22 protein-coding genes and 1 riboswitch are annotated in these 23,659 nt (G+C 71.4%); of the genes, 9 read left to right on the plus strand and 13 right to left on the minus strand.

Translation table 11 applies throughout. The features are described from left to right. Positions 1-98 precede the first annotated feature (98 nt). The 4 genes from ACIF83_RS25800 to fahA all read right to left on the minus strand — a co-directional run bounded on the left by ACIF83_RS25800 (position 99) and on the right by fahA (position 3,776). Positions 99-1,037, minus strand: a complete 939-nt coding sequence (locus tag ACIF83_RS25800; RefSeq protein WP_399730358.1) for a M56 family metallopeptidase — start codon at positions 1,035-1,037, stop codon at positions 99-101. 202 nt (positions 1,038-1,239) lie between these two features. Beyond that, the gene (locus ACIF83_RS25805) at positions 1,240-1,620 is read right to left on the minus strand and encodes a GntR family transcriptional regulator (protein ID WP_399730361.1); all 381 of its coding nucleotides are present in this window, start codon (positions 1,618-1,620) and stop codon (positions 1,240-1,242) included. Further along, a complete protein-coding gene (locus ACIF83_RS25810) occupies positions 1,617-2,432 on the minus strand; it encodes a hypothetical protein (RefSeq protein ID WP_399730364.1) in 816 nt (271 codons plus the stop codon). Before ACIF83_RS25810 ends, ACIF83_RS25805 begins: the two co-directional genes overlap by 4 nt. Before the next feature lie 126 nt (positions 2,433-2,558). Further along, on the minus strand, positions 2,559-3,776 hold the full coding sequence (gene fahA / locus ACIF83_RS25815; protein ID WP_393467452.1) for a fumarylacetoacetase: 1,218 nt from the start codon (positions 3,774-3,776) through the stop codon (positions 2,559-2,561). A gap of 270 nt (positions 3,777-4,046) precedes the next feature. On the opposite strand from fahA, the gene ACIF83_RS25820 reads away from it, so the two are divergent. The 3 genes from ACIF83_RS25820 (at position 4,047) to ACIF83_RS25830 (ending at position 7,511) form a co-directional block, all read left to right on the plus strand. Continuing rightward, positions 4,047-5,297: an ATP-grasp domain-containing protein gene (locus ACIF83_RS25820; protein WP_399730723.1), complete on the plus strand. Its 1,251-nt coding sequence runs from the start codon at positions 4,047-4,049 to the stop codon at positions 5,295-5,297. A 44-nt stretch (positions 5,298-5,341) separates the two neighbouring features. Continuing rightward, complete coding sequence (locus ACIF83_RS25825; protein WP_393467455.1) at positions 5,342-6,544, plus strand: FAD-dependent oxidoreductase; 1,203 nt, start codon at positions 5,342-5,344, stop codon at positions 6,542-6,544. A gap of 154 nt (positions 6,545-6,698) precedes the next feature. Beyond that, a complete protein-coding gene (locus tag ACIF83_RS25830; protein WP_393467458.1) occupies positions 6,699-7,511 on the plus strand; it encodes an HAD family hydrolase in 813 nt (270 codons plus the stop codon). A gap of 35 nt (positions 7,512-7,546) precedes the next feature. On the opposite strand, the gene ACIF83_RS25835 is transcribed toward ACIF83_RS25830, so the two are convergent. Continuing rightward, complete coding sequence (locus ACIF83_RS25835; RefSeq protein WP_393467461.1) at positions 7,547-8,035, minus strand: transglycosylase SLT domain-containing protein; 489 nt, start codon at positions 8,033-8,035, stop codon at positions 7,547-7,549. 3 nt (positions 8,036-8,038) lie between these two features. Then, positions 8,039-8,254, minus strand: a riboswitch (cyclic di-AMP (ydaO/yuaA leader). A gap of 499 nt (positions 8,255-8,753) precedes the next feature. Between ACIF83_RS25835 and ACIF83_RS25840 the strand changes: the two genes are divergently transcribed. The 4 genes from ACIF83_RS25840 (at position 8,754) to ACIF83_RS25855 (ending at position 13,111) form a co-directional block, all read left to right on the plus strand. Next, entirely contained in the window at positions 8,754-9,764 is a 1,011-nt protein-coding gene (locus ACIF83_RS25840) for a polyprenyl synthetase family protein (RefSeq protein WP_393467463.1), read from the plus strand. 247 nt (positions 9,765-10,011) lie between these two features. After that, complete coding sequence (locus ACIF83_RS25845; protein WP_399730370.1) at positions 10,012-11,208, plus strand: outer membrane lipoprotein carrier protein LolA; 1,197 nt, start codon at positions 10,012-10,014, stop codon at positions 11,206-11,208. A gap of 39 nt (positions 11,209-11,247) precedes the next feature. Next, a complete protein-coding gene (locus ACIF83_RS25850) occupies positions 11,248-12,222 on the plus strand; it encodes an ABC transporter ATP-binding protein (protein WP_399730373.1) in 975 nt (324 codons plus the stop codon). After that, positions 12,209-13,111: an ABC transporter permease gene (locus ACIF83_RS25855; RefSeq protein WP_399730376.1), complete on the plus strand. Its 903-nt coding sequence runs from the start codon at positions 12,209-12,211 to the stop codon at positions 13,109-13,111. Before ACIF83_RS25850 ends, ACIF83_RS25855 begins: the two co-directional genes overlap by 14 nt. Before the next feature lie 24 nt (positions 13,112-13,135). Here ACIF83_RS25855 and ACIF83_RS25860 read toward each other — a convergent pair whose 3' ends face one another. Further along, entirely contained in the window at positions 13,136-13,723 is a 588-nt protein-coding gene (locus ACIF83_RS25860) for a flavodoxin family protein (RefSeq protein WP_399730379.1), read from the minus strand. Between the two features lie 203 nt (positions 13,724-13,926). Between ACIF83_RS25860 and ACIF83_RS25865 the strand changes: the two genes are divergently transcribed. After that, positions 13,927-15,132: a hypothetical protein gene (locus ACIF83_RS25865; RefSeq protein ID WP_399730381.1), complete on the plus strand. Its 1,206-nt coding sequence runs from the start codon at positions 13,927-13,929 to the stop codon at positions 15,130-15,132. Between the two features lie 35 nt (positions 15,133-15,167). Here the strand turns inward: ACIF83_RS25865 and ACIF83_RS25870 are convergent, their stop codons facing one another. The 3 genes from ACIF83_RS25870 to ACIF83_RS25880 form a co-directional block, all read right to left on the minus strand. Beyond that, positions 15,168-15,635, minus strand: a complete 468-nt coding sequence (locus tag ACIF83_RS25870) for a VOC family protein (protein WP_399730384.1) — start codon at positions 15,633-15,635, stop codon at positions 15,168-15,170. Between the two features lie 43 nt (positions 15,636-15,678). Then, the gene (gene rarD, locus ACIF83_RS25875) at positions 15,679-16,629 is read right to left on the minus strand and encodes an EamA family transporter RarD (RefSeq protein WP_393467482.1); all 951 of its coding nucleotides are present in this window, start codon (positions 16,627-16,629) and stop codon (positions 15,679-15,681) included. Positions 16,630-16,754: 125 nt separating this feature from the next. After that, positions 16,755-17,609 carry an SDR family oxidoreductase gene (locus tag ACIF83_RS25880; RefSeq protein WP_393467484.1) on the minus strand — a complete coding sequence of 285 codons (855 nt, stop codon included), beginning with the start codon at positions 17,607-17,609 and terminating at the stop codon, positions 16,755-16,757. A 92-nt stretch (positions 17,610-17,701) separates the two neighbouring features. On the opposite strand from ACIF83_RS25880, the gene ACIF83_RS25885 reads away from it, so the two are divergent. Then, positions 17,702-18,112 carry a winged helix-turn-helix transcriptional regulator gene (locus ACIF83_RS25885; RefSeq protein WP_393467486.1) on the plus strand — a complete coding sequence of 137 codons (411 nt, stop codon included), beginning with the start codon at positions 17,702-17,704 and terminating at the stop codon, positions 18,110-18,112. Positions 18,113-18,128: 16 nt separating this feature from the next. Here ACIF83_RS25885 and ACIF83_RS25890 read toward each other — a convergent pair whose 3' ends face one another. The 4 genes from ACIF83_RS25890 to ACIF83_RS25905 all read right to left on the minus strand — a co-directional run bounded on the left by ACIF83_RS25890 (position 18,129) and on the right by ACIF83_RS25905 (position 23,576). Continuing rightward, complete coding sequence (locus ACIF83_RS25890; RefSeq protein ID WP_393467487.1) at positions 18,129-19,190, minus strand: 2-oxoacid:ferredoxin oxidoreductase subunit beta; 1,062 nt, start codon at positions 19,188-19,190, stop codon at positions 18,129-18,131. After that, the gene (locus ACIF83_RS25895) at positions 19,183-21,111 is read right to left on the minus strand and encodes a 2-oxoacid:acceptor oxidoreductase subunit alpha (RefSeq protein WP_398136931.1); all 1,929 of its coding nucleotides are present in this window, start codon (positions 21,109-21,111) and stop codon (positions 19,183-19,185) included. Before ACIF83_RS25895 ends, ACIF83_RS25890 begins: the two co-directional genes overlap by 8 nt. A gap of 285 nt (positions 21,112-21,396) precedes the next feature. Continuing rightward, positions 21,397-22,056, minus strand: a complete 660-nt coding sequence (locus ACIF83_RS25900; protein ID WP_393469739.1) for a LuxR C-terminal-related transcriptional regulator — start codon at positions 22,054-22,056, stop codon at positions 21,397-21,399. Positions 22,057-22,211: 155 nt separating this feature from the next. Then, the gene (locus ACIF83_RS25905; protein WP_399730389.1) at positions 22,212-23,576 is read right to left on the minus strand and encodes a sensor histidine kinase; all 1,365 of its coding nucleotides are present in this window, start codon (positions 23,574-23,576) and stop codon (positions 22,212-22,214) included. Positions 23,577-23,659: the final 83 nt, after the last annotated feature.

A 23,659-nucleotide genomic window follows, 5' to 3' on the forward strand; every position in this document is an offset into this window, starting at 1 on the left:
CGTTGACCAGGGCCGGGTGGGGCGCACCCCCGCACCGGCGGGGGGGCTCGCCGGATGTATGACGGTCCAGGGGTGGAAGCCGAAAGCCCCCAGTGGGGTCAGGACAGTGCCGTGAGCCCCGGTGCGAACATGATCAGCAGCGGCAGCAGCGGGACCAGTGCCGCGACCGTCGTCGTCAGGGCCCGGTGTCGGCGGAGCAGGCGCGGCGGGGGCTCCAGGAGGCGGTCCACGCGTTCGCCCAGGAGACGGCGGCTGGAGGCGCAGGACAGGACGCCGCGGTGCTGGTTCAGCTCGATCAGGGCCAGGGCGGTGGTGAGGTGGCCGCAGCGGCGGGATGCCGTGTCGTCGGCGGCCAGTTCGACCAGCCGGTGCGTCTGGTCGCAGAAGTGGGCGAAGAGCGGGACGTGCGGAAAGCCGGTGGCGAGCGCGGTGGACAGGTGGAGCAGCCAGTCGTGGTGGGCTCGGGCGTGGCCGCGCTCGTGGGTGAGGACCGCGTCCAGCTGATGGTCGGTCAGGCGGTGCAGCGCCCCGGTGGTCACGACCAGCTGGGGCGGATGGCCCGGCATCCACCAGGCGTCCGGGTACTCGTCCTCCAGCACCAGCATCGGTCCGCGTGCCGCCGGTAGTCCCGCGGGCAGGTCGGGGGCGCGTTCGCGCAGGTGCGCCCGGGTCTGGCCGCGGCGGCGGCGGGCCTCGGCGATCTCCCGGCCGAGCATCGCGGTCGTCCAAGCGGCCCCGCAGGCCAGCAGCAGGGTGAGGGCGACGGCCCAGACCGGGGCGGTGGAGAGGTCGTACGCGGCGGTGACGGCGGGCGGCGCGGGGGCGAAGACATGGTCGCGGACGGTGTGGAAGACGGCCGCCGCGCCCAGCACGAGCGCGGTCAGACAACACAGCAGGACCGTGGCGACCAGGCACTGCCACACCCACAACGCGACCACGGGTTCCCGCTCGGGCCAGGCGGCCCGGGTCAGCGCGCGCGGCGCCGGTACGGCGGCCGTCAGGGCGACGACGCTCAGCAGGAGCAGGCAGACGGTCATGCCGGGGCTCCGGTTCCTGGTCGGAGACGGGTGCGGGTGCCGGGTGGTGCGGGGCGGTGCACGGGAGCGCATCGCCGGGTGCGTGTCCCGTCAGTATGACGGGACAGGCGGCACGAGTGTCAGGGTCGAGCAGCGATCGTCTCTTCCCCGGCGCTAGTGGCGTGCTCCCGCCGGGCCTTTTCCCGGCCCCCGAACGCACCTCCTACTCCCGGAACGCCGCCCGGACCGCCGCGGTCACCTGCTCCTCCGTCGCCCCGAGCGCCCGCGCCTGTCCCACGAACCCACGGGCCAGTGCTGCGAGTTCGGCTGCCGGGTCCGGGCGGTCGGCCCGGGCCGGCACCGGGGCCACGCGGGTGCCCGCGCCGCGCCGTGTCCGGATCAGGGAGGCCGCCTCCAGCTCGCGGTAGGCGCGGGCCACCGTCCCCGCCGCCAGGCCCAGGTCGGCCGCCAGCTGCCGTACCGTCGGCAGCCGTTCGCCCTCGGGCAGGCGGCCGGCGGTGATCAGGGCGGCGAGCTGGGCGCGGATCTGTTCGTACGGCGGGACGGGACTGGTGGTGTCGACCCGCACGACCGCGCCGCTCACCGGCGTTCACCCGAGGCCGGCCGGCGAACCGCCCACCGGCGGTCGCCGGAGGCGGACCGGCGCCCCCACGACGCCCGCGGCGAGCACACGGTGACCAGCGTCCACGGCACGATCACGAGCGCGAGCGCGGCCAGTGGCCACAGCACCGCGTCGGCCACCGTCCCGGCGGTCCCGTCGCAGCTGATGTCCATCAGCGCGCCGGACGCCGTCGAGGCCGCGCCCAGCAGGGAGGCAGACACGACCAGCCCCCAGACGGCGACGACGGCCAGGCTGCGGTCGCGGCGGGACTGCTCGTCGCCGGGCCGTGCCGCGATCCGCCGCAGGGACCAGCCGCAGGCGGCGGTGGCGACGGCCAGGGAGGCCAGCATCGGCAGGCCGTAATGGAAGCCGGGCCAGGGTGTGGCCGACTGGGTCTCGCCCCGGCAGGTGGCGGTGAGGGCGCGCCCCGCATGCCCCAGGTCGTCCGGTGAGGCGATCGCGCCCGCCACCACGAGCAGCACCTCCAGCGCTCCCGCGAGGGCCAGGAGCAGCCAGGTCATGCGCGGTGGCACGTAGGCCCGGACGCGGCGCGGAGCGAGCCCCGCCGTGCGGACGGCGCCCTGCGCCGGTGGGGTCAGCGCGTCGCCCGCCAGGACGCCGGCCACCGCGCACAGCCCGAACGCCGGGATGGCGTACAGGATCCCGTCGCCGTGGTCGAGCGAGGACACCCAGCGTCCGGCGAGCGCGCCGATGATCAGGCCCGTCCAGCGGGCGTAGCGGTCGACGGGCGCGCGGGACGCCGGAGCGGTCCTATCAAGGTCCGTGTCAGCCATGACAAACCCCCGTGAAAAGCGAGCATCTTGTACTCACCGCTTGTATCAAGCGGTGAGTACAAGATGGCGTCACGGCGGGCTTGTGTCAAATGCTTGCTACAAGCCTGGACCTGTCCGACGCAAGGCTCAGCCCGACACGACGCGCCCGCTGACCTCCCCCAGTCCCACTCGGCCCCCGTCCGCGCCCGGCGCCCACGCCGACAGCGTCACGACGTCGCCGTCCTCCAGGAACGTCCGCTTGCCGTCCGGGAGTTCGAGCGGGTCGCGGCCGTTCCAGGTCAGCTCCAGCAGTGAGCCGCGCTGGTTCTCCGCGGGGCCGCTCACCGTGCCCGAGCCGTACAGGTCGCCGGTGCGCAGGGAGGCCCCGTTCACCGTCATGTGGGCGAGTTGCTGGGCCGCGGTCCAGTACATGCTGGAGAACGGCGGCTCGGACACCACATGGCCGTTGATCGCGACGGAGATCCGCAGGTCGTAGCCGCCGGGCTCGATGTCCGGCGCGGAGTCGTCCAGGTAGGGCAGCAGCGGGTGCGTGCGCTCCGGAGGGGCCACGCGCGCGTGCTCCAGCGCCTCCAGCGGGGTGATCCACGCCGACACCGAGGTCGCGAAGGACTTGCCGAGGAACGGGCCGAGCGGGACGTACTCCCAGGCCTGGACGTCCCGCGCCGACCAGTCGTTCAGCAGGCACAGTCCGAAGACGTGCTCCCGGAAGTCGCCGAGCGCGACCGGCCTGCCCAGCTCGGAGGGCACACCCACCACGAAGCCGACCTCGGCCTCGATGTCCAGCCGGATCGAGGGGCCGAAGACGGGTGCCGGGTCGGCGGGGCCCTTGCGCTGCCCGGACGGACGTACGACGTCCGTGTCCGACACCACCACCGTGCCGGAGCGGCCGTGGTAGCCGATCGGCAGGTGCTTCCAGTTGGGGGTCAGGGAGTCCTCGGCGTCCGGGCGGAAGATCTGGCCGACGTTCCGGGCGTGGTTCTCGGAGGCGTAGAAGTCGACGTAGTCCGCGACCTCGAAGGGCAGGTGGAGGGTCACCGACGACAGGGGGTGGAACAGCGGTTCGATCGTGGACCGGTGCGAGGGCACGGTCACCCACGCCGTCAGCGCGCGCCGCACGTCCGACCAGGCCGTGCGCCCGGCCGCCAGCAGGGGGGTGAGGGTGGGCTGCGCGAGCAGGGAGACATACGGCGAGCCGAGGGCGGCGGCCGCGGCGCCCGCGTCGAGGACGTGGTCACCGAGCCGGACGCCGACCCTCCGCTCCGTGCTGCCGGAGGGCGAAAACACGCCATAGGGAAGGTTGTGCGGACCGAAGGGGTCGCCCTCGGGGACGTCGAAGGGGGGCATGGGGTACTGCCTCGCTCTCATCCGGGCCATGCATGGCGGTGCGTTCCATGTGGTCGCGGCACACGTTACGGCTGAGTCGCGCGTCTTGGGCAGTGCCCCATGCGTTGCTCGAAAGGTTGCTCGGACAGTGTCTAAAGAGTTCGTAATGCCCGAAAAGGTCTTGTGGGAGGGGGCAATTCCGGCTTAGCGTCCTTTGGGGGACACGGACGGGGTGGGTCCGGTCCGTAGGGGGGACACGTGGGGGGACCCGTGGCCAGAAGCACCGTCGGCGTGCCTTTCGACGCGGACCGTGACGTGCCGGGACTGATCGTCAAGTTCGGCGACTACCCGCTGCACCACGGCGGTGTCGGCGCGATCCGCAGCCTGGGCCGCCTCGGCGTCCCGATGTATGCGATCACCGAGGACGCCTACACGCCCGCGTCCGCGTCTCGCTATCTCAAACGGGCGTTCGTGTGGCCGACGACCGGCGCCGAGGACCCGGGCCGGCTGGTCGAGGGCCTGCTGCGCATCGGCCGCCGGATCGGCCGTCCGACCGTCCTGGTTCCGACGGACGAGGAGGCCGCCGTCCTGATCGCCGAGCACCAGGACGATCTGGCCGGTCCTTTTCTCTTCCCACGCGTCGACCCCGCGCTGCCGCGCCGGCTGGCCAGCAAGCAGGGCCTGCACGAGCTGTGCGTGGAACACGGCATCGCGAGCCCGTCGGCCGCGTTCCCGGAGTCGTACGACGAGATCGTCGCCTTCGCCGACACGGCCCGCTTCCCGGTGGTGGCCAAGAACCGCGAGGCGTTCGTACGGCGCAGCCACCCCGCCGTCAACGGCACCACGAGGATCGCCACCCGCGAGGGCCTGCTCGCCCTCGCCCGGGACTGGGGCGAGCAGCCCGGCGTGATCCTCCAGGAGTACCTGCCGAGGGAGGAGGCCGAGGACTGGATCGTGCACGCCTGCTTCGACGCCGACTCCAACCCGCTCGCGCTCTTCACCGGCGTCAAGGTCCGCTCCTGGCCGCCGCACGCGGGCATGACGGCGAACGCGTACGTCGTGGACAACCCGGAGCTCGCCGACCTCGCCGCGCGCTTCGTCAAACAGATCGGCTTCACCGGCATCATCGACCTCGACCTGCGCTTCGACCGGCGCGACGGACAGTACAAGCTCCTCGACTTCAACCCGCGCATGGGCGCCCAGTTCCGGCTCTTCGAGAACGAGTCGGGCGTGGACGTCGTACGCGCGATGCACCTGAATCTGACCGGCCGTGCCGTACCGGAGGGGGAACAGCGCGCCGGTCACCGTCTCGTCGTGGAGAACATCGACCTGCCCGCCCTCCTCGCCTACCGCCGCAGCGGCTACACGACGCCGCACGTGCCGGCGAAGGCGAGCGGGACGGAGCTGGCCTGGCTCGCGGGTGACGACCCGATGCCGTTCCTCACGATGCTCGCCCGCTTCGTGCGCCCGGGCGCGAAGCACCTGTATCAGCTGTGGCGCACCAATCGCCGCGGCAGCAGCACCACTCCCACCACGAAGTAGGCAAGGCCACGAAGGTGGCGCACCGCGTCCTGGGGAGGGACTTCGTGATTCGACCGGTTGCAGTCATCGGGGCCGGGCCGTACGGCCTGTCCACCGCCGCCCACCTGCGGGCGCGCGGCATCCCCGTCCGCGTCTTCGGCGACCCCATGGTCAGCTGGCGCGCCCACATGCCCGAGGGCATGCTCCTCAAGTCGACCCCCGCCGCCTCCAACCTCGACTGCCCGCAGCCCGGCCACACCCTCGCCGACTACTGCGATGCGGCCGGTGTCCGCCGGCTGGTGACCGACGAGGACATCGTCCCGGTGGAGACCTTCATCGCCTACGGCGAGTGGTTCCAGGAGAAGCTGCTGCCCGACCTGGAGCAGGTCCGGGTGGTCTCCGTGGACCGCGACAAGAGCGGCGGGTTCGAACTCAAGCTGGACTCGGGGGAGATGTTCACCGCCCGCGCGGTCGTGGTCGCCACCGGCCTGTCCGGGCTCGCCCACCTCCCGGCGGAGCTGGCGCCGGCGGCGGCCGACGGCCCGGCGCCCACGGGTCCGGTCTCCCACAGCTCCCAGCACCACGACCTCACCCGCTTCGCCGGCAAGGAGCTGATCGTCGTCGGCGCCGGCCAGTCCGCGCTGGAGACGGCCGCCCTCGCGGCCGAGGCCGGCGCCCAGGTGCGTGTGGTCTCGCGCGGCCGCGGCCGGGTCGCCTTCGGCGCCCCGCCCTGGGGCCAGCCGAGGCTGCGCCCCGAGTCGCCCTTCGGCCGTGCCTGGTCCCTGTGGGCGCTCAGCCACTACCCCCACCCGTACCGCTTCCTGCCCGCCCGCACCCGCCACTACCTGGTCCGCCGGGTCCTCGGCCCGCTCGGTGCCTGGTGGCTGCGTGACCGCTTCGAGGGCAAGGTGCAGGTCCAGGAGGTCGAGCGGGTGGTGGGCGCCGAGGCCCCGGACGGCAGCCCGGTCCTCACCGTCAGCACCCACGGCAAGCGCACCGAGCGGTTCTCGGCCGACCACGTCATCGCGGCCACCGGCTACCGCGTGAACATCGCCGCGATGGACTTCCTCGGTCATGAGCTGCGCACCCGGCTGGCGGTGAGCCGGGGCACGCCCAGGCTCGGACCGGGGTACGTCTCCTCCGTCCCCGGCCTGTACTTCACCGGCCTCCCGGCGGCGTCCTCGTACGGCCCGGTGATGCGCTTCGTCTGCGGCACGGAGTTCGCCTCGCCGCGCCTGGCCGGGCACCTGGCGGCGGCACACGGCTGAGCCGTGCAGGACGCCGTCTCGCTCACCGGCATGTCCGATCACGTCGACGCCACCACCATCAGGTGGCCCGCAGGCGCCAATTGGAGTCGAGGAGCACACAAGTCCGGCAACTTCAGGGTGAGTCGGCGGGGCGTGCGATCCGTATTCTCTGATCATGGCCGCACCCCCCGCATACTCACTGATCGCCACCGACCTGGACGGGACGCTGCTGCGCGGCGACGACACCGTCTCCGACCGGTCGCGCGCCGCGCTCGAGCGGGTGGCGCGGGCCGGCGCCCGGCACCTGGTGGTGACGGGCCGCCCGGCTCCTCGGGTACGGCCCCTCCTGGAGGGCCTCGGCAGCACGGGGCTCGCGGTGTGCGGGCAGGGCGCGCAGGTCTACGACGCCGGCGCCGACCGTCTGCTGTGGTCGGTCCGGCTGGACCGGGAACTGGCCGAGACCGCGCTCGGCAAGATCGAGGCCGAGGTGGGGCAGGTCTACGCGGCCGTCGACCAGGACGGTGTGGAAGGGCTCACCCTGATCGAACCCGGGTATCTGATGCCGCACCCGACCCTGCCCGCCGTGCAGGTCGGCCGCCGCGACGACCTGTGGTGCGAGCCCATCAGCAAGGTGCTGCTGCGCCACCACACGCTGTCCGACGACGAGTTGGCGGCGATCGCTCGCTCGGCGGTGGGCTCGCTGGCGACGGTCACGATGTCGGGGCCCGGGACCGTGGAACTGCAGCCGTGCGGGGTCACCAAGGCGACGGGGCTGGCGCTGGCCGCCGAGTACCTGGGGATCGCCGCCGACCGGGCGCTCGCCTTCGGCGACATGCCCAACGACATCCCCATGTTCGACTGGGCCGGACGGGGTGTCGCCATGGCCAACGCCCACCCCGAACTCAAGGCCGTCGCCGATGAGATCACCACGTCGAACGAGGACGACGGCATCGCCGTCGTCCTCGAAAGACTGTTCCCGACCGACTGACCGGGATATCAGTAGTGGCCCGCCGTGGGCGCCGGTCAGTAGGCGCCGAAGACGTTGTCGATCGACCCGTAGCGCGCGGCCGCGTAGTTGCAGGCGGCCGTGATGTTCGCGACCGGGTCGTAGATGTCGTAGGACGTTCCGGCCACGTGGTACGCGTTGAACGTCGGGTCGATGACCTGGAGCAGGCCCTTGGACGGGATGCCCTTGGCCGCGTTGGAGTCCCAGAGGTTGATGGCCGCCGGGTTGCCCGACGACTCGCGGATGACGTTGCGGTAGATGCCGTTGTACGTCCCCGGGATGCCCTTCTGAGCCATGATCGCGAGCGACTCACGGATCCAGCCGTCGAGGTTGTTCGGGTACCCGGCGAGCGTGGTGGACGCCGTGGCGGCCGTGGGGGTGGCGGCGGAGGCGCTGGTCGCGCCGATGAGCGGAAGGGCGAGCACGGCGGCGCCGGTGCCGATGACGGCGAACTTGCGGACGAGGCGGTTGGTGCGGGTGCGGCGGGGCTGAGCGGCAACAGGCATGGGGACGTTCCTCTCCGTCGCCTGCGAGGTGAGCTGTCGGGTTCGGGCGGGGAGGTGCCCGGCCGTTCCTCTGGGGGGAGGCACGACTTCACCCCTAGCCGTCCCGGCGCGACGTGCGTCGTCCGGTCAGGCGGCTTACCTGGGTCCCCCGCTCCTGCCGTACGAATGAGTTCGTCGATGGGTGGTGTCAGACGCGGCAGGATTCGGCGTTCGTCTGACTGGCCCGGAAGCTATGCGACAGCACATGTCAGGAACAAGTACTGGATTCACCCAAAGAGGCATTTGACCTTGATCTGTTCCGAATGGGGCACTTGATCCTTTGCGGTTGCCAACGCTCAACTGGCCAATGCGGCAAGGGGAGAACGGGGGTGGTGCCGAGTGGCCGATTCATGGGCGCGCGTGACCCAATTCACGAAATGGCAAAGAGTATCAAATCAGACATGGGGGATTCGGGAGATTCGCCGGGTGTGGCGCAAAAGGAGTACCTCGCCCGCCGCGCGGTTCGCGACAAATCGGGCGAGATCCTGTTAAGTCGTTGTGTACCCACACTTATCAGATGATCAAAAACATACCGGCCGTGATCCGATACCGCCCGGGCTGGACCGGTGGGCGCTATCGGTGATCGAAACAGGACCGGATACGCTGACTTGAGTGATGGCAACGACCTATCGACAAACCGTGTAATCGCCAGCAGACACCAGCAGACAGGAGACCCCTCGTGACCGTCGTCGGGCCGTTCGGGCTGAGCGTGCGGGACCAGGCTCTGGAAGCCGATGTCCAGGCCGGATTGGCGGCTGTCGAGGAAGGCTTGCTCGAAGCCACCAAGAGCGAGGTCCCGTTCATCACGGAGGCCGCGCAGCACCTCGTACGGGCCGGTGGGAAGCGGTTCAGGCCGCTGCTCGTGATGCTCGCGGCGCAGTTCGGCGATCCGTACGCGCCGGGCGTCGTGCCGTCGGCCGTCGTCGTGGAGCTGACCCACCTCGCCACGCTGTACCACGACGACGTCATGGACGAGGCGTCCGTGCGGCGCGGCGTGGACAGCGCCAACACCCGCTGGGGCAACTCGGTCGCGGTCCTCACCGGCGACTTCCTCTTCGCCCGCGCCTCCCAGATCCTCGCCGACCTCGGCCCCGAGGCGGTCCGGGTCCAGGCCCTCGCGTTCGAGCGGCTGGTCACCGGGCAGATCCTGGAGACCGCGGGCCCCTCGGACGGCCGTGACCCGGTCGACCACTACCTGGACGTGCTCGGCGGCAAGACGGGCTCCCTGGTGGCCGTGTCGTGCCGGTTCGGCGCGATGATGTCCGGCGCCGACGAGACGGTCGTCGACGTCCTCACCCAGTACGGCGAACGGCTCGGAGTCGCCTTCCAGCTCGCGGACGACGTCCTGGACATCGCCTCCGACTCGCACGAGTCCGGCAAGACCCCGGGCACCGACCTGCGTGAGGGCATCCCGACGCTGCCCGTGCTCCGGCTGCGCGAGCGGGCCGCCCGCCTCGGCCTGGCCGAGGACATCGCGCTGTGCGAGCTGCTGGACTCCGACCTCAGCGACGACGCCCGGCACGCCGAGGCGCTGACCGCGCTGCGCGCGCACCCCGCGCTGGAGCAGGCCCGCCGGGACACCGTCCGGTACGCGGAGGAGGCGCGGGCGGCGCTGGCCCCGCTGCCGGACTGCGACGCCAAGGCGGCGCTGCTCGAGCTGTGCGACGCGGTGGTGCACCGGGCCGGCTGACCCGTCGCGCACCTGGCTCGACGGCGGTGTCTCCCGCACGACCCCTACGGGTCGGGGGAGGCACCGCCCTCGTGTGTCATACCGCAGGCGTACACGGAGTTGGCTCCGTGGTCTGACGCTTCCTCACGGCCGATTTGGTCAGATGGAAACCACGGAAATCACCACTCCTCACCGATTCGGGTGAGAATGGCGGCTCAGGTGGACCAGTGTGGGGACAGCCGCCGCCGACGACGGAGGTAAGGCACAGATGGCACCGTACGAATCCGACGAGGCAATGGGCGCCGGGCAGGGCGAGGACCTGCCCAACGGGCGCCGCAAAGCCGCCCGGTACGTGGTCCCGGTCGCGGTGGTGGGGGTGGCGGCGGCCACGATCGGGCTGGTCCCGGCTCTCGCCGACTCCGGTTCCCCCGATCTGCCGAAGATCACCGCGCAGCAGCTCATCGAGAAGATCGCCAAGTCGGACGTGCAGCAGCTGTCCGGCACGGTGAAGGTCAGCACCGACCTCGGCCTGCCGAACCTCGGCGGCCTGGAGAGCAGCCTGGCGTCCGGGGCGGCCCGGGGCGGCGACGGCTCCTCCGCCGACCCGAAGTCCAAGCTCACCGAGCTGGTCTCCGGGACGCACACCCTGCGTGTGGCGACCGACGGCCCGGACCGGCAGAAGCTGTCGCTGCTGGAGAGCGGTGCCGAGTACAGCCTCATCCACGAAGGCAAGGACGTCTGGGGCTACGACAGCAAGAGCAACGAGGTCTTCCACGGCACCGCCGCCGACTCCGGCAAGGGGCACCGGGCCGAGCCGCCGGCCACGCCCAAGGACTTCGCCGACGAGGCCCTGAAGTCGGTCGACGACACCACGTCCGTGACCGTCGACGGCACCGCGCAGGTCGCCGGACGCGATGCCTACAAGCTGGTGATCAAGCCCAAGCAGTCCGGCACCACGGTCGGCGCGATCAGCATCGCCGTGGACGCGAAGACGGGTATGCCGCTCAAGTTCACGCTCACCCCGAAGAGCGGCGGCGCCGCCGTGCTCGACGCGGGCTTCACCCAGGTCTCCTTCGCCAAGCCGGCCCCCTCCACCTTCGACTTCACCCCGCCCAAGGGCGCGAAGGTCACCGAGGAGAAGAAGGAGTCCAAGGCACCCGAGCACGCCCCGAAGTCCGGTGAGGACTTCGCCCAGGGCCTGAAGGGGGCCAACGTGCTGGGCAAGGGCTGGACGTCCGTCGCCACCTTCGACACCGGCGCCAAGGGCGGCATGCCGTCCGGCTCCGAGGGCGGCGCCTTCGGCGGCTTCCTCGGCTCGCTCGGCGACCATGTCTCCGGGAAGTTCGGCAAGGGCACGGTCTTCTCCACCCGCCTGGTCAACGCCCTGATCACCGACGACGGCAAGGTGTACGCCGGAGCGGTCACCAAGGACACGCTGGTCAAGGCGGCCAACGAAGGGAAGTAACCCTTCCGGGGTACGGGACACGACGAATCGAGGGAGCCGATGGACGAACCGTCCGCCACGGAGCAGGACTCGGGGGACGCGCCGGCGCACGTCATCGCGACGCGCGGCCTCACCAAGCGCTACCGCGGCGGACAGCTCGCCGTCGACGGTCTCGACCTGACCGTCCCGGCGGGCAGCGTCTTCGGCTTCCTCGGCCCCAACGGCTCGGGCAAGACCACCACCATCCGCATGCTGATGGGCCTGATCGAGCCGACCTCGGGCACGGCCCGCGTCCTGGGCCGCCCCATGCCCCGCGCCGGCCGAGCCGTCCTCCCGCAGGTCGGCGCGCTGATCGAGGGCCCCGCCCTGTACGGCTTCCTCTCCGGCCGGGACAACCTGCTGCGCTACGACGCCGCCGACCCCACCGCCGACCCGCGCACCCGGCGGACCCGTGTCGCGGGCGCCCTGGACCGGGTGGGCCTCACGGCCGCCGCGGGCAAGAAGGCCAGGGCGTACTCGCTCGGCATGAAGCAGCGCCTGGGCCTGGCCGCGGCCCTGCTCCAGCCGCGCAAGCTGCTCGTCCTGGACGAGCCCACCAACGGCCTCGACCCGCAGGGCATGCGGGAAATCCGCGCCCTGATCCGGGAGTTGGCGTCCGACGGCACGACCGTCTTCCTCTCCTCCCACCTCCTCGACGAGATCGAGCAGGTGTGCACGCACGCGGCGGTGATGGCACAGGGGCGCCTGATCACGCAGGGCGCGGTGGCCGACCTGGCGGCCGGGGCGCGCGGCCGGCTGGTGGTGACCACACCGGACGCCGGCGAGGCGGCCCGGCTGCTGAAGGAGCAGGGCGTCGGGGACGTCACCGTGGACGGCGACCGGGTGACCGGCGAGCCGCCCGAGCGGGACCTCGCCGAGGTCAACGCCGCACTGGTCACGGCGGGCGTCCGGGTCCGGGGCTTCACACTCGAACGGGCCTCCTTGGAGGACGCGTTCGTGGCACTGACGGGAGAGGGATTCGATGTCGCGGGCTGAGGCCGAGGCACTCCAGGCACCGGCCGCCGCGGCCGGCCCCGGCCGCCCGAACCCCCTGTGGACCTTCGGGCTGCTGCGCAGCGAGCTGGTCACCACCGTCCGCCGCTGGCGCACTCTCGCGCTGCTCGGGGTGCTGGCGGCGGTGCCGGTGCTGGTCGGGATCGCGGTGCGGATCGAGACGCGAGGCGGCTCGACGGCGGGCCCGGGCGGCGGCAACGGGCCGGCGTTCATCGCGCAGATCACCAACAACGGCCTGTTCCTGGTGTTCACGGCACTGGCCGCGACCCTGCCGTTCTTCCTGCCGATGGCGGTCGGCGTGATCGCGGGCGACGCGATAGCCGGCGAGGCGGGCGGCGGCACCCTGCGCTATCTGCTGGTCGCCCCGGCCGGCCGCACCCGACTGCTGCTCACCAAGTACACGACGGTCATGGCCTTCTGTGTGCTGGCCACCCTGGTCGTGGCCGTCTCCGCACTGATCGTCGGCGCGCTGCTGTTCCCGCTCGGTGACCTCACCACCATCTCCGGCACCCGGATCGGCTTCGCCGAGGGCCTCGGCCGGGCGCTGCTGATAGCCCTGGTCGTGGCCGCCTCGCTGGTCGGCGTCGCAGCCCTCGGCCTGTTCGTGTCGACGCTGACCAGCAGTGGCATCGCGGCGATGGCGACCACCGTGGGCCTGCTCATCACGGTCCAGATCCTCGATCAGATACCTCAGCTGCACGCGCTGCAGCCGTACTTCTTCTCCCACTACTGGCTGTCCTTCGCCGACCTGATGCGCGACCCCGTCTACTGGGACGACCTGGTCAGGAACCTCGGCCTCCAGGCGCTGTACGCGGCCGTGTTCGGCTCGGCGGCCTGGGCACGGTTCACGACGAAGGACATCAACACGTAGGCGCAGTGAGCCGCGCGGGACGGCTCAGGCGTCCTGGTGCGGGAAGCGGGCGAGGGGCGCCTCCTGCGCGAAGAACGTCTTGGCGCGCGTCAGCGCGTCGGTGTCCTTCCGTACGTCCCCGGGCGCGCTGCCGTTGCCGAGCAGCACCCCGCCGAAGTGCATCTTCAGATACGCGGCCGAGTTGTTGAGGGTGCCGACGAGGGGTTCGGCGACCGACGGCTCCAGGTCGGCGAGCGCCGCGACACCCCACAGCGTGCGCCCGGCCATGGCCGCCCTGAAGTCGATGCCCGGGGTGCGCAGCCAGCCCGACCAGTAGTCCAGGTACCGCTTGGTGAGACCGGAGACCGAGTACCAGTACAGCGGCGAGGCGATCACGATGTCCGTGGCCGCGAGCGTGGCGTCCAGCAGCAGGCCGGTCTCGGTGTCCGCGGGCGGTCGTACGTGGTCGCTGTCGTGCCGCACGTCCACGAAGTCGGGCAGCGGGTGCTCGGCCAGGCGGATCCACCGCTGCTCGACGTCTCCGGGCAGCTGCGCGGCGGCCTCGCGGGCCAGCAGTTCGGTGTTGCCGTCGAGGCGGGCACTGCCCAGGACGAACAGGAAGCGGCGGCTCATGGGTCCCCCAAAGCGAGATGTCAATCCGCGAATACCAGCGCCTGCATTATATGCATGCGCAAGCAGTCGGCTTCAAGGGGCGTCAGGGCTGCGGCTGGTGCGAGGCTGTGACGTCGCGGTGACGCGGGAACCGAGCTGAGCCGACAGACTGGTTGGTAGGACGCGTACGACCGGGGTGCGACGCCGGGGGAGTGAGGGAACCGATGTCTCGACTCAGCTTCGAGAAGAAGCGGGTGCAGCAGCCCGTGGCACACCCTGCGGTGGTGCAGGTCCGGGTGTCCGGCGCGGGCAGTGCCTCGGTGGGCGGGGCGCCGGTCGCCGCGGCACCGGGCGAGGAGATCCAGCACGCGGTGCTGAACCACCTCCAGCGCCTGGCCATCAGCCTGGGCACCCCCATACGAGCGATGATCCACGACGACCGCGCCGGCTGCGTGGTCCCCCTCGAGGTCTCGGCGGACGGCTCCAGCAGGGTGGCGGGAGACCCGGTCCGGGTCGCTCCGCGGGGCCCGCAGCCGGTTTCCGCGCAGCCGGTCTCCCGGGCCGCGTCGGGTGCGGTCCAGGCGCCCACCGGACAGTTCGGCCCGCCGCCGGTCATGGACGCGCCCTCGGCCCGCGTCGCCGTACCGGACGCCGTGGATGAGCTCCCCGTCCGGGCCGTCGTACCGGACACCGTGGACACACCCCCCGCCTCCGTCGCCGTACCCGAGAGCGCCTCCGCTCCGAAGTCCGACCTCGTGTCCGCGCCCGCTCCGAAGTCCGACCTCGTGTCCGCCCCCGCCCTGAAGCCCGCCCCCGTGACCGCGCTCACTCCTGCCGCCGTCCCGCTGCTCGACCCCGAGCCCGCCCCGGTCGCGTCCCCGACCCCAACCCCCGCCCGCGGCTTCGACGCCGTGGCCGAGGAGGTGCTCGGGGACGAGCCCGTGACCGAGACCGCGGAGGGAGCCGAGTTGCTGACCGAACCGATGGCGCGGATCAACGAGGCTGTCCGGAGCGGCCGTATCGAGGTCGCGGCGGAACTCGCCGACCGCACGGTCGTCGAGGCCTCCGGGGTGCTGGGCCCCCGCCACCCCGAGGTGCTGCACCTGCGCGAACTGACCGCCTACATCGCCTATCTGGCGGGCGACCCGGTCCGCTCCTTCGACCTCTCCCTGCACCTCGCCCGGATGCGCCGGCAGGCCGCGGACGCCGAGGGCGCCTACGGCAACGTGCGGAGCGCGGCCACCGCCTGGCGGGCCGTGCGGGACCCGGAGGAGGGCCTGCGCATGGGCCGCGACCTGATCGACCTGTGGACGGACCTCACGGCGGAGCCGGGCCCCGCGGCCGAGGACCCGCAGCCCCTGGAGTCGGCCCGCGCCCGCATGGTCCGCCTGACCGACCGCGCGGCCAAGGCGGCGCAGGCGCAGGCGTAACCGGCCGGCGCGCCCCCTGCTCGCACGCCCCCGGGCTACTGCATGCAGAACTCGTTGCCCTCCGGGTCCGCCATCACCGTCCACGCGCCGGCGGGCTCCTGTACCTCGCGAAGGACCTGTGCGCCGAGGGCCGTCAGTCGCGCCACCTCGTCCGCGCGCCGCTCGGTGCCGGGGTGCAGGTCGAGGTGGAGCCGGTTCTTGCCGGTCTTCGCCTCCGGGACGCGCTGGAACAGCAGCCGCCGCCCCAGCCCGGTGCCGGAGTCCGGGTCGTAGGGGTCGTCGGGGTGTCGTACCGCGATCAGGTCACGGAAGGCGGCGCGGCCGTGGTACTCGACGGTGGCCTCCTCGGGCAGCGCGCCGAGCGACAACAGCCGTTCGACGAGCGCGCTGTTGTCCTCGGCCGTGTAGTGCAGCGCGGCGGCCCAGAAGTCGGCCTGTGCGTGCGGGTCGGCCGCGTCGATGACGAGCTTCCAGTGCAGTGGTGCGGGCGTCTGCGTCGACATGGGCACCACTTATAGCGCCCGCCACTGACAGCCGGCCCCTGCGTCAGGCGTCCACCGCGGCGGAGCTGGGCTTCTCGGCGCGAGGCGGCACGACCATCGCCCGCGGCCTCCTCGCGGCACGCAGCGCGTCCGTGGTGAGCAGGATCAGCGCCAGCCAGACCAGCGCGAAGCCGGCCCAGCGCGCAACCGGCATCTCCTCGTGGAAGTAGAGGACGCCGAGCAGGAACTGGAAGACGGGGGCCAGGTACTGCAGCAGCCCCAGCGTGGACAGGGGCACGCGGATCGCCGCCGCGCCGAAGCAGACCAGCGGCAGCGCGGTGACGATGCCGGTCGAGGCGAGCAGGGCCGTGTGCCCCGCTCCCTCGCTCGCGAAGGTGGACCGGCCGTGCGCGGTCAGCCAGAGCAGAAAGGCGAGCGCGGGCAGGAACTGGATCGCGGTCTCGGCGGCCAGCGACTCGATGCCGCCGAGGGCGACCTTCTTCTTCACCAGTCCGTAGGTGGCGAACGAGAAGGCGAGACAGAGGGAGATCCACGGCGGACGGCCATAGCCGACCGTCAGGACGACCACGGCGGCGACGCCGACCCCGACCGCGGCCCACTGCACGGGCCGCAGCCGCTCCTTCAGGATCAGCACGCCCATCGCTATGGTCACCAGCGGGTTGATGAAGTACCCGAGGGATGTCTCGACCACATGGCCGGCGTTCACGGCCCAGATGTAGACGCCCCAGTTCACGGTGATGACGGCAGCGGCGAGCGCGATGAGGCCGAGACGGCGCGGCTGCCGCAGCAGTTCCCCGGCCCAGGCCCAGCGCCGTACGACGAGCAGGGCGACGGCGACGAAGACGAGGGACCACACCATCCGGTGAGCCAGGATCTCCAGGGCTCCGGCGGGCTTCATCAGCGGCCAGAACAGGGGGACCAGCCCCCACATGCCGTACGCGGCGAAGCCGTTCAGCAGGCCTGCCCGGTGTTCTCCCTTGGACGTCCCGGCCACGGGCCCCTCCTTCTCGCCTCACTCACGCACGCGAGAACGAAGGTAGCGCCGAGCACCCCCGTCTGTCATGCCCGTATCGGCATACGGTCATGACAGGCGCGGGTGCGGGTCGGGCTCCTGAGCCGTCAGCCCTTGAGTGCGGCGGCGACCGCCTCGGCGAGCGGGGTGCTCGGGCGGCCGGCCAGGCGGGACAGATCGCCGGTGGAGACGACGAGTTCGCCCTTCTCGATGGACGCGTCGACGCCGACGAGGATCCCGACGAACGGCGCGGGCACCCCGGCGCCCGCCAGGATGCCCTTCAGGACCTCACCGGTGACGGCGTTGTAGGCGATCTCCTTGCCGGTCTGCCGGCTCAGCTCGGCCGCGTACTCGGCGAAGCTCCACGCCACGTCGCCGCCCAGCTCGTACGTCGTGTTCTCGTGGCCCTCGCCGGTCAGTACGGCGACCGCGGCGGCCGCGTAGTCGGCGCGGGAGGCCGAGGAGACCCGGCCCTCGCCGGCCGCCGAGACGACCGCGTCGTGCTCCAGCACCGGTGCCAGGTTCTCGGTGTAGTTCTCGTGGTACCAGCCGTTGCGCAGCAGGCTGTAGGGCAGGCCGGAGGCGAGCAGGGCCTCCTCGGTGGCCCGGTGGTCGTCGGCGAGCGCGGCCTTGAGGCTGCCCGGGGCGCTGGTGTACGCGAGCAGCGCCACGCCGGCCGCCTTGGCGGCGTCGATGACGACCTGGTGCTGCCGGACCCGGCCCTTGTCGAACTCGTTGCCGGAGATCAGCAGGACCTTGTCACCGGCCGCGAACAGGCTGTCGAAGGTCTCGGGCGCGTTGTAGTCGGCGACCGCGAGCTTCACCCCGCGGGCCGCGAAGTCGGCGGCCTTCGCCCTGTCGCGGACGACGGCGGTGATCTGCTCCGCCGGAACCTTCTCCAGCAGCTGCTCCACGACGTGACGGCCGAGGTGTCCGGTGGCTCCGGTGACGACGATGCTCATGGTTCACAAACTCCTTGTGGGGTGGCTATGGCACTCACCCTAGGAGGTGCACTAACCAAGCGAAAGTACCAACTTTGAAGTAAGGTACTGGCATGGCAGTAAGTAACACGCGTGCGCGCACCGGAGCCGAGGCCGAGGCCATGTGCCCCTACCGGCTCGTCCTGGAGCACGTCACCAGCCGCTGGGGCGTGCTCGTCCTGATCGAGCTGATGGAGGGCTCGCGGCGGTTCAGCGAGCTGCGGCGGGCGATCGACCAGGTGGGCCGCATCAGCGAGAAGATGCTCACCCAGACCCTGCAGACCCTGGAGCGCGACGGCCTGGTCCACCGGGACGCCAAGCCGGTCATCCCGCCCCGCGTCGACTACTCGCTCACCGGCCTCGGCCGGGAGGCGGCGGAGCAGGTGCGGTCCCTGGCGCAGTGGACGCACGACCGCATGGGCGAGGTGGAGAAGGCCCGCCGGACGTACGACGAGGCCCGGGAACTCCGCTCCCGGGCCTCGTGATCACAGAGCGGCGAGATCAGCCGACGACCGTCCAGGTGTCCCCGCCGGCCAGCAGCGCGGCCAGGTCGCCCTTCCCGTGCTGCTCGATGGCCGTGTCCAGCTGCTCGGACATCTGGACGTCGTACACCGGCCGCTCGACGGAGCGGAACACACCGATCGGCGTGTGGTGCAGCGTGTCGGGGTCGGCCAGCCGGGAGAGGGCGAAGGCGGTGGTGGGGGACGCGGACTTCGCGTCGTGCACCAGGATGTCCGCCTCGTTCTCCGGAGTCACCGTCACCACCCTCAGGTCGCCGGTCTGCCGGTCCCGTACGACACCACGCGTGCCGTCGGTGCCGAACCGGATCGGCTGCCCGTGCTCCAGGCGGATCAGCGCCTCGTCCGCCTGCTGCTTGTCCTTGAGGGCGTCGAAGGCACCGTCGTTGAAGATGTTGCAGTTCTGGTAGATCTCGATCAGGGCCGTGCCCGGGTGGTCGGCGGCCGCGCGCAGCACCTCGGTCAGGTGCTTGCGGTCGGAGTCGATCGTGCGCGCGACGAAGGACGCCTCCGCGCCGATCGCCAGCGACACCGGGTTGAACGGCGCGTCCAGCGAGCCCATCGGGGTCGACTTGGTGATCTTGCCGACCTCGGAGGTCGGGCTGTACTGGCCCTTGGTCAGGCCGTAGATACGGTTGTTGAACAGCAGGATCTTGAGATTGACGTTGCGGCGCAGGGCGTGGATCAGATGGTTGCCGCCGATGGACAGGGCGTCGCCGTCACCGGTGACCACCCACACGCTCAGGTCCCGGCGGGAGGACGCCAGGCCCGTCGCGATGGCCGGGGCGCGGCCGTGGATGGAGTGCATCCCGTAGGTGTTCATGTAGTACGGGAAACGGGACGAGCAGCCGATGCCCGAGACGAAGACGATGTTCTCCTTCGCCAGGCCCAGCTCCGGCATGAACCCCTGGACGGCGGCCAGGATCGCGTAGTCACCGCAGCCCGGGCACCATCGCACCTCCTGGTCGGACTTGAAGTCCTTCATGGACTGCTTGGCCTCGGCCTTGGGGACCAGCTGCAGCAGCGAGTGGGTGGCGTCAGTCATCGATGGCCTCCTTCAGCGCGGCGGCGAGCTGTTCCGCCTTGAACGGCATGCCGTTGACCTGGTTGTGCGAGTGTGCGTCGACCAGGTACTTCGCCCGGATCAAGGTGGCGAGCTGCCCGAGGTTCATCTCGGGGATCACCACCTTGTCGTACGAGGTGACCACCGCTCCGAGATTGCGCGGGAACGGGTTGAGATGGCGCAGATGGGCCTGTGCGATCGACTCGCCGGCCTTGCGCAGCCGCCGTACCGCGGCCGTGATCGGCCCGTACGTCGAGCCCCAGCCCAGGACCAGCGTCTTCGCCCCGTGCGGGTCGTCGACCTCGATGTCCGGCACGTCGATGCCGTCGATCTTGGCCTGGCGGGTGCGGACCATGAATTCGTGGTTGGCCGGGTCGTAGGAGATGTTGCCCGTGCCGTCCTGCTTCTCGATGCCGCCGATGCGGTGCTCCAGGCCCGGTGTGCCCGGGATCGCCCACGGGCGGGCCAGGGACTGCGGGTCGCGCTTGTACGGCCAGAAGACCTCGGTGCCGTCCTCCAGCGTGTGGTTCGGGCCGGACGCGAACTGCACCCGCAGGTCCGGCAGCTCGTCCAGGTCCGGGATCCGCCACGGCTCGGAGCCGTTGGCCAGATAGCCGTCGGAGAGCAGGAACACCGGGGTGCGGTAGGTCAGCGCGATCCGGGCGGCCTCCAGGGCCGCGTCGAAGCAGTCGCCCGGGGTCTTCGGGGCGACGACCGGGACGGGGGCCTCGCCGTTGCGGCCGAACATCGCCTGCAGCAGGTCCGCCTGCTCGGTCTTGGTCGGCAGACCGGTCGAGGGGCCGCCGCGCTGGATGTCCACGATCAGCAGCGGCAGCTCCAGGGAGACCGCAAGGCCGATCGTCTCGCTCTTGAGCGACACACCGGGACCGCTCGTCGTCGTCACCGCGAGCGAGCCGCCGAAGGCCGCCCCCAGCGACGCGCCGATGCCGGCGATCTCGTCCTCCGCCTGGAAGGTCCGCACGCCGAAGTTCTTGTGCCGGCTCAGCTCGTGCAGGATGTCCGACGCCGGTGTGATCGGGTACGAGCCCAGGAACAGCGGCAGATCAGCCTGCTGCGACGCCGTGATCAGGCCGTAGGCCAGGGCCAGGTTGCCGGAGATGTTGCGGTAGGTGCCGACCGGGAAGGCCTCGGTGGCCGGGGCGACCTCGTAGGAGACCGCGAAGTCCTCGGTCGTCTCGCCGAAGTTCACGCCCGCCCGGAACGCGGCGATGTTGGCGGCCGCGATGTCGGGCTTCTTGGCGAACTTGGTCCGCAGGAACTTCTCGGTGCCCTCGGTGGGCCGGTGGTACATCCAGCTCAGCAGGCCGAGGGCGAACATGTTCTTGCTGCGTTCGGCCTCCTTGCGGGAGAGGTCGAACTCCTTCAGCGCCTCGACGGTGAGGGTGGTCAGCGGCACGGGGTGCAGGCTGTAGCCGTCCAGCGAGCCGTCCTCCAGCGGGGAGGCGGTGTAGCCGACCTTCTGCAGGGCACGCTTGGTGAACTCGTCCGTGTTGACGATGATCTCGGCGCCGCGCGGCAGGTCGCCGATGTTGGCCTTCAGCGCGGCCGGGTTCATCGCGACCAGCACGTTCGGCGCGTCACCCGGAGTGAGGATGTCGTGGTCGGCGAAGTGGAGCTGGAACGAGGAGACGCCGGGCAGGGTGCCGGCGGGGGCGCGGATCTCGGCGGGGAAGTTCGGCAGGGTGGAGAGGTCGTTACCGAAGGACGCGGTCTCCGAGGTGAACCGGTCACCGGTGAGCTGCATGCCGTCACCCGAGTCCCCCGCGAACCGGATGATCACCCGATCCAGGCGCCGCACGTCCTTGGCTCCGCCCGGTTTGCGCTGCTCTCCCACGACGGTTCCGTCGGCCTGCTCCGCTGGGCTGCTGACCTGGCTGGTCACTGAACTGGACCTCCTTCGAGGCGGCTGTCCGGGGATGGTCGTCCCAGGGACCATCCCGGTATCAACCCTACGTCGGTTAGGGTCGCCTTCCCGTGGCCATCCGCGGACGGGTGGCTTTTCGAGACGGCTGGTCGCGCTGACTTCTCATGATTTCCCGCATCGCTGGAGCATCGATCAAGACGCTTCCCGCGTGTTTCCCGGTTGTCTCCTGCGGCCTCCCACCCGGACGTCCGGTCTCCACAGAAGCCGGACGGACTGACACGCTGCTGACACAGTGTCAGCCCGTTACGAGTTCAGGTAGGTGAGAACGGCCAGAACACGCCGGTGATCGCCATCACTCTGGGAGAGCCCGAGCTTCAGGAAGATGTTGCTGACGTGCTTCTCCACGGCCCCGTCGCTGACCACCAGCTGCCGGGCGATCGCCGAGTTCGTCCGGCCCTCCGCCATCAGCCCCAGCACCTCGCGCTCACGCGGGGTGAGCCCCGCCAGCACGTCCTGCTTGCGGCTGCGCCCGAGCAGCTGCGCGACCACCTCCGGGTCCAGCGCCGTACCGCCCTCGGCCACCCGCACCACGGCGTCCACGAACTCCCGCACCTCGGCGACCCGGTCCTTGAGCAGATAGCCCACGCCCCGGCTGGAACCGGCCAGCAGTTCGGTGGCGTAGCGCTCCTCCACGTACTGCGACAGCACCAGCACCCCGAGCCCCGGGTGCGCCTTGCGCAGCCGTACGGCCGCCCGCACGCCCTCGTCGGTGTGCGTCGGCGGCATCCGTACGTCCGCCACCACCACATCGGGCAGCGTGCCCTGCGCGTCCAGGTCGGCGATGGTCTTGACCAACGCCTCCGCGTCCCCGACGCCCGCCACGACATCGTGCCCGCGGTCGGTCAGCAACCGGGTCAGGCCCTCCCTGAGCAGCACCGAGTCCTCGGCGATGACGACCCGCACCCTGTCCTCCACGATCTCCCGGCCCCCCACAGCCCGACCTTCCGACGGTGTCCTGTACGAAGGTCCAGCATTCCAGCATTCGGGCCGTCGTGCCCAGGAGCCGGGGAATCACAGGGGGTGTCGCAGGAGGCCGTACCGCGGTCGATGTGCGCCTTTCAGGCCCGCCAGGGCAGCTCGGCGATCACCCGGGTGGGGCCGCCGGCCGGTGAGTCCACCACCAGGACTCCGTCCACCGCGTCCAGGCGGCCGGCCAGGCCCGCCAGGCCCGAGCCGCGGGTCGCGTCCGCGCCGCCCACCCCGTCGTCCATGACCTGGAGCATCAGCCGGTCCTCCGCGTGCCAAACGTCGACCGAGGCGGAGCGCGCCTGGCTGTGCTTGCTGATGTTCTGCAGCAGTTCGGAGACGGTGAAGTAGGCGATGCCCTCGATGGCGGGGGCCGGCCGGGCCGGCAGGTCGACCTCCACCCGCACCGGGACTGTGCAGCGGGAGGCGACCGAGGAGAGGGCCGCGTCCAGGCCCCGGTCGGTCAGCACGGCCGGATGGATGCCCCGCGCGAGGTCGCGCAGCTCCTGCAGGGCAGTCTTCACCTCGCCGTGGGCCTCCGCCACCATCCGGGCCGCCGCCTGCGGGTCCTCCCGCAGCTTCTCCTTGGCCAGGCCGAGGCCCATGGCCAGGTTCACCAGCCGGGCCTGCGCCCCGTCGTGCAGGTCCCGCTCGATGCGGCGCAGATCGGCGGCCGCGGTGTCCACCACGACCCCGCGGTCCGACTCCAGCTCCACGACCCGCGCCGACAGCCGCGACGGCCCGAGCAGCCCGCGCACCAGCAGCCCGTCCACCGTGGTCAGGCCCCGCACGATCCAGGGCGTGGCCAGGGTGAACAGCAGGCCGACCAGCGCGGTCACGGTGATCTCGAAGGGGTTGTCCAGATAGACGCTGTGCTGCGCGTCGCCGTACAGCTGCAGGCCGCCCTGGCCGCCGTACATCGGGAACACCCAGAACCACAGCGGGTACGTCAGCAGCGCCCAGCCGTACGCCCAGAAGTTCACCGCCACGACGAACGAAAACAGCGACCAGGGGAACTGCAGCAGCGCGTACAACAGATGCCGCCACGACGTGCCGCTCTTCAGCACCGCACCCATCCACGCGAACGCGCCCGGCCGGCGTGCCCGCAGCGGCTCCGGGTCGGCCACCTCCAGGCGCAGCAGCGCACGCGCGCGCGTGCGCTCCAGCGCGCCGAAGCCGCGGCAGCTCGCGAGTGCTGCCGCCAGCACGGGGATCCCGAGGAAGGTCACCAGCAGGCCCGCGCCGAGCGCCACCATGGTGACCGTCCAGCTGAACAGCACGATCGCGATCGGCAGGCTCAGCAGCACGTAGCCGAACTCGCGCCAGCTGCGCGCCTCGAACGGCGCCCGCAGCGCGGCGGGCAGCAGGTGGCGCCGCTCCCCGTCGGGGGCGGGGAAGCCGGATCCGGCCGGGTGCCCGTGTCCCTGCCCGTACTCCTGTCCGTACTCCGTGGCCATGGGTGTCGTCCCGTTCTCCTCGTCCTGGCGGCGTGCTGCCGTGTCTCCCAGCCTGGTGCGCGGCGCCTTCCCGGGCCATGGAG

This window comes from Streptomyces sp. NPDC085866 (assembly GCF_044541035.1).
GTDB lineage: Bacteria > Actinomycetota > Actinomycetes > Streptomycetales > Streptomycetaceae > Streptomyces.